This window comes from Streptomyces albidochromogenes (genome assembly GCF_005981925.1).
Classification (GTDB): domain Bacteria; phylum Actinomycetota; class Actinomycetes; order Streptomycetales; family Streptomycetaceae; genus Streptomyces; species Streptomyces albidochromogenes.
On sequence record NZ_VBVX01000303.1, the window covers coordinates 1 to 7479 of the forward strand.

Consider the following 7479-nt stretch of genomic DNA (forward strand, 5'->3'; position numbering starts at 1 on the left):
GGCTGGGGGCGGGGGATCCATCTGCCGGCCCTGGCCGCTTCCCGCGACGACTACGAGATCACCGCGGTCGCGGGCACGAGCCAGGAGTCGGCGCGGGCCGCGGCCGGCGTGTGGGGCGCCCGGCACGCGTTCGACGACGCCCGGGAGCTGATGGCGCACCCGGAGGTCGACCTCGTCACCATCGCCGTGCAACTCCCCCAGCGCGACGGCCTGGTGGACGCGGCGATCGCGGCGGGCAAGCACGTGTACAGCGAGTGGCCGCTGGCGCTCGACGCGGACACCGCCGAGCGGCTGCGCGCCGGCGCGGAGAAGGCCGGGGTCCGGCACGCCGTGGGGCTCCAGTCCCGGCACCACCCGGCGATCCGCCTGCTGCGCGACCTGCTCGCGGACGGTCTGGTCGGCGAGGTGCTCTCGACCTCGCTCAGTTACTCGCTCGCGGCCCCCGAGGTCTGGTCACAGCGGTACGCCGCCCTGTTCGACCACACCAAGGGCGTCAACCACGTCGCGGTCGTCGGCGGCCACGCCCTCGACATGTACGGGTCGGCGGTGGGCGGCTTCGCCGAACTGTCCGCGACCCTGACGACCCGGATCGACCGGGTGACGATGCAGGAGACGGGCGAGGAGATCGAGGTGACGTCGCCGGACCAGATCGTGGTGGCGGGCCTGCTGGAGTCGGGGGCGGCGGCCTCCGCGCACTTCATGACGGGCGGCCCGCGCGGCGACGGCTTCCGGATCGAGGTGCACGGGCGGGCGGGCCGGCTCGTCCTGCGTTCCACGGACGATTCGCTGGTCGGCCCCGAGTTCGTCCTCACCCACGCCCGGGCCAACGGCGCCCCCGCCGAGGAGATCGCGCTGCCCGCGGCCTACCGCCCCGCACTGGACGGCGTACCGTCCCCGGTGAGCAACGTGCACCAGGTGTACGCGGACCTCGCGCGGGCGATCCGTACGGGCGAGTCCTTCGAGCCGGACTTCGGCACGGCGGCCCGCACGCACCGCCTCCTGGACGCGGTCAAGCGGTCCGCCGCCACGGGCGAGCGGCAGCGCCTCGGCTGACCGGCCCCGCACAGGACGGAGGCCGCCTCCCGGGCAACCGGGGGGCGGCCTCCGTCGTGCGGCGGCGTGTGGCTCAGGAGGGCATCGCGGCCTTGCGGCGGGCGGCCCGTGCCTTGTGGCGGGCGGCCGCGCCGCGTTCGATCAGCCACCACTCGGCGATGAGCAGCGGGATGATCCAGCCGGGCCAGGACGCGAGTCCGGCCCGTGCCTGCCCCCACGCGATGAGGGTCGGGATGTCCTGAGTGACGGGCATCGGCAGGATGGTGTGGTCGTAGATCACGCCGAGGATGCGGCTGAAGATGATCGACAGTGTCAGCGCGAAGCTGCGCACCATCCAGCGGCGGTGCTCCTCCTGCCGGCGCTGCCGGGCCATCCGGATGCCCGCGATCGCCGTACCGGCCCACAGCACCGAGGTGGTGACGGTGCTGACCTGCATCGACAGTCCCGACGGGCTGACCATGGCGACGGCGACGCCCGCGACGGCGCCGGGCAGGACGCCCGCGAGGACGTACAGCCGGCCGCTGATCCGGTGGACCTTCGGGTGCTTCTTGCGCAGGGCCGGCCAGACCTGGAGGCAGCAGGTGACCAGGGCGACCGTGCCGAAGACGACATGGGCCACCAGGACCGGGTAGTGCCACTCGTGGCCGGGCGCCAGCGGGATCTTGCTGTCCGCGGGGTCGAAGGTGAGGTAGCGCGGCACGTTGTACGCGATGAACACCGCGGCCACGGTCGCGAGCGGGCCGACCCAGGGGCGTCTCCACCAGCGTACGGACGGACCGGCCGCGGCCGGCCGTCCTGGGCCGGAGGTGCGCTCCGGCTCGGTCGTCGTGATCGTCACGACCGTTCTCCTGTCTTCATGGTCAAAGCGTGATCAGGACGTGAGGGTCAGTCGACCGCGACGAGGGAGTCGCCGGTGGTCAGGTCGGTGACGTCGATGGCCCGGTACGGGCAGTAGTCGGCCGCGTCGAGCACGTCCTCGTCCGGCTCGATCCGGGCCTCGACGGGTACGGCCTTGCCGCCCGCCAGCCGGAACCGGTCGGGCAGGTTGCCGTTGCACAGACCGGCGCCCATGCAGGCGTGCTGGTCCACCTCGATGTGCCAGGTCACCGCGGTCACCACCGCACGGGCAGACCGGCGACGCCGCGTACGACGTTGTCGGTCTTCCAGGGCACGTCCTCGGCGGGCACGGCGAGTTCGACCTCCGGCAGCCGGCGCAGCAGGGTGCCCAGCGCCACCTGGAGCTCCAGGCGGGCCAGCGGGGCGCCCAGGCAGTGGTGGATGCCGTGGCCGAACGCGATGTGCGGGTTGTGCTCGCGGGTGAGGTCGAGGTCCTCGGGGTTGTCGAAGACGCGCGGGTCGCGGTTGCCGACGGCCGGGAAGATCATGACGGCCTCGCCGGCCTTCACGAGCTGACCGCCGAGTTCCAGGTCCTCGGTGGCGATGCGAGTGTTCTCCGAGTACGGGCTGAGCGGGGTGACGCGCAGCAGCTCCTCGATGGCGGTGTTGAGCAGCTCCGGCCTGTCGACCAGCTTCTGCCACTCCTCGCGGCGGCTCAGCAGGATGTACAGGTGGTTGGCGAGCTGGTTGGCCGTGGTGTGGTGGCCGGTGGCGAGGAGCGCGATCGACATGGTGATCAGCTCCTCCTCGCTCAGCTTGTCCTGCTCGTCGCGGGCGGCGACGAGGGCGGACAGCAGGTCGTCGCCGGGCTGGGCGCGCCGCTTGGCGATCAGGGAGGACATGTACTCGGGCAGCTTCTCGAAGCGTGCCTCGTTCATCTCCTCGAGGGTGTGCTCGTCGCCGAGGGTCAGCCAGGTGTCGATCCAGGCGCGGAACTTGTAGTGGTCCTCCAGCGGCACGTCGAGCATCTCGCAGATCACGGTGATCGGCAGCATCCAGGCGTACTGGGCGGCCAGGTCGCCGGTGTTGCCGGAGGCGAGCATCTTGTCGAGCAGCTCGTCGGCTATCTCCTGGGCGCGCGGGCGCATCTGCTCGACCCGGCGGACGGTGAACGCCTTGGCGACCAGCTTGCGCAGCCGGCCGTGCTCGGGGTCGTCCATGCTGACGATGTTGAGTTCCTCGACGGCCTTGCGCACCCGCGGCACGTCCTTGCCGACGGTGGCCTCGCGGCTGAACCGGCGGTCGGCGAGGACGGTCTTGACGTCGGCGTGCCGGGTGGCGAGCCACGCCTCGCCGCCGTACTGCATGTTGACGCGGGTGAGCGCGGCCTGCTCGCGGATCTCGGCGTACTTGGGGTGCAGTTCGGTGGTGACCGGCTCCCCGAAGGGGTAGCCGGGCACGAGGCCGTGCATGGGGCAGCCCGGCGGGGGTGCGGCGGCCTCGCCGGGCTGCCCGCTGGACTCGTTCTCGGTGACCGTCATCGCGATTGCCTTTCTGCGTGCGTGGGAGGGGGGCGGTGTCAGTTGCCGATGGCGCGCGGGTGGTTGAAGAACCGCGTCGGGTCGTAGGCCTTCTTGACCGACACCAGGCGGGCGTAGTTCTCGCCGTAGTAGGCGTGCTGCCAGTCCTTGAGGTACGTGTCGGGGAAGTTGATGTACGAGTGGCCCGTGGACAGCGGGTCGATGGTGTTGAAGCCGTTGGTGGCCCAGGCCACGGCCGCGGACGAGTCCTCGGCGGCCGGCGCGGCGCTGCCGAGCGCGACGCCGAACCCGACGTGGAACAGCGCGTCGCGGTGGACGAAGGCGTTGGCGCGCGGGGACAGGTCGGCGACGGCGCCGCCCAGGCCCATGAAGCTGAGGTAGCGGGTCTGCCCGGCCTTCGGGGCGCCCTCGAACGCGGCGAGCGCGGCGGCGGTGCCGCTGGTGCCGAGCGGCTTGCTGATCATGCGGGCCCGCATCCGCTGCCACTGGGTGCGCGGCGGGTGGGGGGCGCCGTCGGCGATCCCGTACACGTGCTCCATGCCCTCGGCGAACGTCAGGTCCAGGACCTTGCTGCTGGCAGGGGTGGAGCCGACCCGGGAGTTGAGCTCGGCGAGGCCGGCGTCGGCCTGCTCCTTGGTGCCGTAGTACGCGCCCTGCTGGAGGATGATCGGCGGGTTGCCGGAGCCGGCGTCCGGCTGGATGACGATGACCTGGGCGTTGCTGCGGCGCGGGGTGGTGACGTACCACTCCTGCCAGGCGGCGAGGAACGCGTCGGCGTCGTCCCAGTTCCAGAACTGCTCGTAGAAGACCATGCGCGGGGCCGAGACGGGCCGCACCTCGAAGTCCACGACGACGCCGAAGTTGCCGCCGCCGCTGCCCCGCAGCGCCCAGAACAGGTCGGGGTTGCAGGTCTCGGAGGCGCGCACCTGGCGGCCGTCGGCGAGCACGACCTGCGCGGAGACGAGGCGGTCCGAGCCGATGCCGAACGCCCTGCTCTGGTAGCCGACGCCACCGCCGGACAGGTATCCGCCGACGGCCACGTCGGGGCAGGTGCCGGTCACGAACTGCTGGTTGTACGGCTTGAGGGCCGCCAGCGCCTCGATGCTGTGGACACCGGGGCCCAGGTGCACGGTCGGCCGGCCGCCGCCCTTGATGTGCTTGATGCGGCGTACGTCGAGGACGATTCCGTCGCCGGTCGACCAGCCCGCGAAGTTGTGGCCGCCGCTGCGGGTGCGCAGGGTGAGGCCGTTGTCGCGGGCGAAGCGGACCACGGCGCTGACGTCGTCGGCGGTCTCGCCGTAGACGACGCCGGCCGGGCGGATCGCGTCGTACTCGCCGATCGCCAGCTGCTTGGACGCGTCGTACGTGGCCTCGCCGGGCAGCACGACGTCGCCCTGGATGCGCGAGCGCAGCGCCGCCCAGTCGGGGGCGGTGGCGGCGCGTCCGCCGCCGCCGTCCGCGTAGGCCGAGGTGCCGGTGCCGGCGACCGCGGCGGTGGCGGCGAGGGCGCCGCCGGCGCGGAGCAGATTCCTTCTGTCGAGCATGGGTCCTCCGGGGAAAGTACGTGCTGTCACATGAGGTAAGGCAGTAATGCAGGGAAACCGTATTCAGTGCCTCCGGCCCAGCGCATTCCCCTGAACGCCCCCTTATTTGCGGGGACTTGGAACACAGGGGGCGCTAAGGGTGTGCACGGGTCGGCGTTCTTCCTAATGTCGCCGTGCCGCCACCTATCGCTTCGGCCCCGAAATGGAGACACGACGTGTCCGCAACCATGCCGACCGTGGATTCCGATCCAGACATACGAAGAGAGCGCAAGGCACTCCCGTCACTGACGGGCGTCCGGTTCTTCGCCGCGCTTCTGGTGTTCTTCATCCATGCACTTCAGCCCATCGGCCCGGTCGACCACTCGGGGCCCGTCAACCCGTTCGGCGACAAGGACGTCGCGGACGGGCTGTACACGTTCTTCGGCCCCGCAGGCTTTCTGGGGGTGTCCTTCTTCTTCCTGCTCAGCGGATTCGTCATCACCTGGTCGGTGAAGCCGGGCGAGCGGCTCACCGCCTATTGGCGCCGGCGACTCGTGAAGATCTTCCCGAACCACCTCGTGATGTGGACCCTGGCACTCGGTCTCTTCGCGTACGCCTACACCTCGGTCACCACCGGATTCCTCAGCCTTTTCCTGGTGAATTCCTGGGTCAACGCGCTCGATGTGCAGATGAGCGTCAACGCGCCTTCCTGGTCGCTCTGCGCCGAGATGCTCTTCTACCTGAGCTTCCCGCTGCTGCTGCACTTCGTTCGGAAGATTCCGGTGCGCCGTCTGTACTGGTGGGCCGCCGGGACGATCATGGGCATGATCGGCGTCGGCCTGGTGACGACGTACGTGATCACTGACTCGCCGAGCAACCCGATGATCCCGCTCTCGCCGTCGCAGATGTGGTTCAACTACACCCTGCCGCCCACCCGCATGTTCGAGTTCGTCCTCGGCATGCTGCTGGCGCGGATCGTGCTCGCGGGCCGCTGGCCGAAGATCGGCGCGGTGCCCGTCATCGCCCTGGTGGCCGCCGGATACGTCGCCGCCATCTACGTGCCGGCGCCGTACAACTTCGTCGCGACCACGGCCATCCCCTTCAGCGTGGCGATCGCCTCGCTCGCCGCGGCCGACGTGCGCGGTGCCAACACCCGGCTCCAGGGCCCGGTCATGCAGTGGCTGGGCAATGTCTCCTTCGGGTTCTATCTGGCCCAGGGTGTGGTGATCTTCTGGGGCCGGCAGGCACTGCTCGGCAACGGCACGTTCAGCACGCCGGTGGCGATCCTGGTCATGCTCGGGATGTTCGCGGCCACGCTGCTGGCCGGCTGGCTGCTCTACACCTTCGTGGAGATGCCGGCCATGCGCCGCTGGAGCCGGCCGCGTCCGCGCCCGCTCCCGGCCCCGGCGCCCCGGGCCGAGGAGAGCCCGGGACTGGTCTCCGTGCCGCGTGAGGCGGCCGGTACGGCGGCCGGGACCGCCGGGTCCGAGCCGGCCGTACGCCCCTGAACCCCTCCCGGCCCGGTCATCCCCCGCCCGGGACCGGGAGGCCCGCGTCCGGCGGGCACGGCAGACGCCGTGCCCGCCGGACGTACGACGTCCGCGGCCGGACGGTGACCTCATCCGCGCATCAGCTCGGCGACCATGAACGCGAGTTCCACGGACTGCTCGGAGTTCAGGCGCGGGTCGCAGTTGGTCTCGTACCGGGCCACGAGCCCCGCGTCGTCCAGGCCCCGCGCGCCGCCGAGGCACTCGGTGACGTGGTCGCCGGTGAGCTCGATGTGCAGGCCGCCCGGGTGGGTGCCGAGCTCCCGGTGGACCTGGAAGAAGCCCTTCACCTCGTCGAGGATGTCGTCGAAGTGCCGCGACTTGTAACCGCTGGCGGTCTCCTTGGTGTTGCCGTGCATCGGGTCGCACTGCCAGATCACCCGGTGACCGGTGGCGGTGACCTTCTCCACGATGGCCGGCAGGACCTCGCGGACCCGCCCGCAGCCCATCCGGCTGATGAAGGTGAGCCGGCCGGGGACGCCGTCCGGGTCGAGCCGCTCGACGTACTCGGCGGCCTGCTCGGGCGTCGTGCCCGGGCCGATCTTGATGCCGATCGGGTTGGCCAGCATCGAGGCGAACGCCACATGGGCGTCGTCGAGTCCGCGGGTGCGCTCGCCGATCCACAGGAAGTGGCCGGACAGCCCGTACAGGCGCTCGGGTCCCCCCTGTGCGGCGCCGCCGCCGGTCCTCAGCAGTCCGCGCTCGTAGTCGAGCAGCAGCGCCTCGTGGCTCGCGTAGATCTCGGTGGTGTGCAGGGCGCTGTGGTCGGCCCGGCAGGCGGACATGAAGCGCAGGCCGCTGTCGATCTCGGCGGCCAGGGCGGCGAAGCGCTCACCGGCCGGGGAGTCGCGGACGAAGTCCTGGTTCCAGCCCTGGACGCGCTGGAGGTCGGCCACGCCGGAGTCGACCATGGCGCGGACGTGGTTGAGGCTCGCGCTGGAATGGGCGTACGCCTGGAGCTGTCTCTTATACACCTCT

7 protein-coding genes are annotated in these 7479 nt (G+C 71.1%); 2 read left to right on the forward strand and 5 right to left on the reverse strand.

Annotated features, from left to right (window positions below):
- Nucleotides 1-1053 (forward strand): Gfo/Idh/MocA family protein (locus E2E34_RS28035; RefSeq protein ID WP_138904688.1); only part of this gene is annotated, 1053 nt, incomplete at its 5' end.
- Nucleotides 1054-1126: 73 nt separating this feature from the next.
- On the opposite strand, the gene E2E34_RS28040 is transcribed toward E2E34_RS28035, so the two are convergent.
- Genes E2E34_RS28040 through E2E34_RS28055 form a run of 4 tightly spaced genes read right to left on the reverse strand, consistent with a single transcriptional unit; the run spans nt 1127 to nt 4975 of the window.
- Nucleotides 1127-1891, reverse strand: coding sequence for a DUF2306 domain-containing protein (locus E2E34_RS28040; RefSeq protein ID WP_208765358.1), 765 nt, complete (start codon nt 1889-1891; stop codon nt 1127-1129).
- 47 nt (nt 1892-1938) lie between these two features.
- Nucleotides 1939-2160 (reverse strand): ferredoxin, encoded by a 222-nt coding sequence (locus E2E34_RS28045; RefSeq protein ID WP_308432796.1) that lies wholly within the window; start codon nt 2158-2160, stop codon nt 1939-1941.
- A gap of 5 nt (nt 2161-2165) precedes the next feature.
- A complete protein-coding gene (locus E2E34_RS28050; protein WP_138904689.1) occupies nt 2166-3431 on the reverse strand; it encodes a cytochrome P450 in 1266 nt (421 codons plus the stop codon).
- 38 nt (nt 3432-3469) lie between these two features.
- Complete coding sequence (locus tag E2E34_RS28055; RefSeq protein WP_138904690.1) at nt 3470-4975, reverse strand: FAD-binding oxidoreductase; 1506 nt, start codon at nt 4973-4975, stop codon at nt 3470-3472.
- 236 nt (nt 4976-5211) lie between these two features.
- On the opposite strand from E2E34_RS28055, the gene E2E34_RS28060 reads away from it, so the two are divergent.
- A complete protein-coding gene (locus E2E34_RS28060) occupies nt 5212-6462 on the forward strand; it encodes an acyltransferase family protein (RefSeq protein ID WP_244316185.1) in 1251 nt (416 codons plus the stop codon).
- Nucleotides 6463-6572: 110 nt separating this feature from the next.
- On the opposite strand, the gene E2E34_RS28065 is transcribed toward E2E34_RS28060, so the two are convergent.
- Nucleotides 6573-7479: 3-deoxy-7-phosphoheptulonate synthase (locus tag E2E34_RS28065; RefSeq protein ID WP_138904691.1), on the reverse strand; the 907-nt coding region annotated here is incomplete at its 5' end.